Here is a 1,442-nt window from a genome sequence, read left to right on the forward strand (position 1 = left end):
TGAACTGACCCCCAAAAGTTGGACACAGATCCTGACTTTTGGGGTGTTTCCAATGGGCAAGTATTCCGTGCAGTTCAAAATCACAGCCGTTGAGGCCTACATCAACGGCGACGATGGGTTTCGAAAAATCGCCAATCGCTACTCAATTGATTGCAGTCTTCTGCGACGTTGGGTTGCCGCTTTTCAAGCCCGTGGCAGCGCGGGTCTGAGAGCGAATGGTCACCACTACAGTGCGGTGTTCAAGCTTTCGGTCGTTGAATGTATGCACAAAGAACGACTTTCCTGTCGTGAGGCCGCCACCCGGTTTGGGCTCGGGCAGTCTTCGCAGGTGGGCATTTGGGAGCGCCAGTATTACAGTGGCGGTTTAGATGTACCCAAGAGAAAAAAGACTGTCTCCATGCCAAAAAAATCGCCTGTCCCACCCCAGTCCCCGTTCGTAGATGATGATTCGAAAAGTCGGGAACAACTCAAGGCTGAGCTTGAATACCTGCGTATGGAGAACGCCTATCTAAAAAAGCTCGAGGAAATAAGGGAGGCTCCGAACAGGAGCCGTCCCCCCAAGAAAAAACGCTCACCGTGATAGCGCTGCGCTCGAGGTTTCCTTTGGATGGCTTGCTCAGGCTGGCCAATCTCGCGCGCAGTACTTTCTACTACCAAGTCGGCGCACTCCAGAAGCCTGACAAGCATGCGGACCTGAAAGCCACCATCCAGGGCCTCTATCATGAGCATCAGGGACGTTTCGGCTATCGACGTATTACTCTGGCGATCCGCAAAAAAGAGCCTGTCAATGAAAAAAGGGTTCAGCGTTTGATGGAAGACATGAACCTCAAATCGCTAGTTCGTCCAAAAAGATATCGGTCTTACAAAGGCCTGGTCGGCAAAATAGCGCCGAATTTGCTGGAGCGTAACTTCCTCGCGCAACGGCCTAACCAGAAGTGGGTGACCGATGTTACGGAATTTAAAGTCGGGCTGAAGAAGCTCTATTTGTCGCCCGTCATGGATCTCTACAACGGCGAGATCCTGGCCTACCAGATCGATACCCGACCGAGTTTTACCTTGGTAACCGAGATGCTGGATAAGGCTATTGAACAGCTGCAAGGCCCGGTTAATTTGGTGCTCCACTCCGACCAGGGTTGGCAATACCAACAGCCCCGATACCAGCACACGCTGAAGGATCGGGGCATAAAGCAAAGCATGTCCAGAAAGGGGAACTGCTTGGACAATGCGGTGATCGAGAGCTTTTTCGGAACACTGAAGTCCGAATTTTTCTACCTCAACCGTTTTGAAAGCGTAGAAGAGCTCCAAACGGGTCTGGACAAATACATCCGTTACTACAACCATGACCGAATCAAGGCGAAGCTCGGCGGACTGAGTCCTGTGGAATACAGAACACGATCCGCTGGCTAGCGACAAAGACCGTCCAACATTTAGGGGTCAGTTCA

Annotated in this window: 1 protein-coding gene; it reads left to right on the forward strand. The window is 51.7% G+C overall.

Annotation, left to right across the window (positions count from 1 at the left end):
• Positions 1 to 52 precede the first annotated feature (52 nt).
• A protein-coding gene (locus F8N96_RS34785; protein ID WP_412071841.1) for an IS3 family transposase occupies positions 53 to 1,407 on the forward strand; the annotation gives its coding sequence in 2 pieces (ribosomal slippage) (positions 53 to 509 and positions 509 to 1,407; 1,356 coding nt in all).
• Positions 1,408 to 1,442: the final 35 nt, after the last annotated feature.

It is taken from the genome of Pseudomonas fluorescens (assembly GCF_902497855.1).
Taxonomy (GTDB): domain Bacteria; phylum Pseudomonadota; class Gammaproteobacteria; order Pseudomonadales; family Pseudomonadaceae; genus Aquipseudomonas; species Aquipseudomonas fluorescens_BI.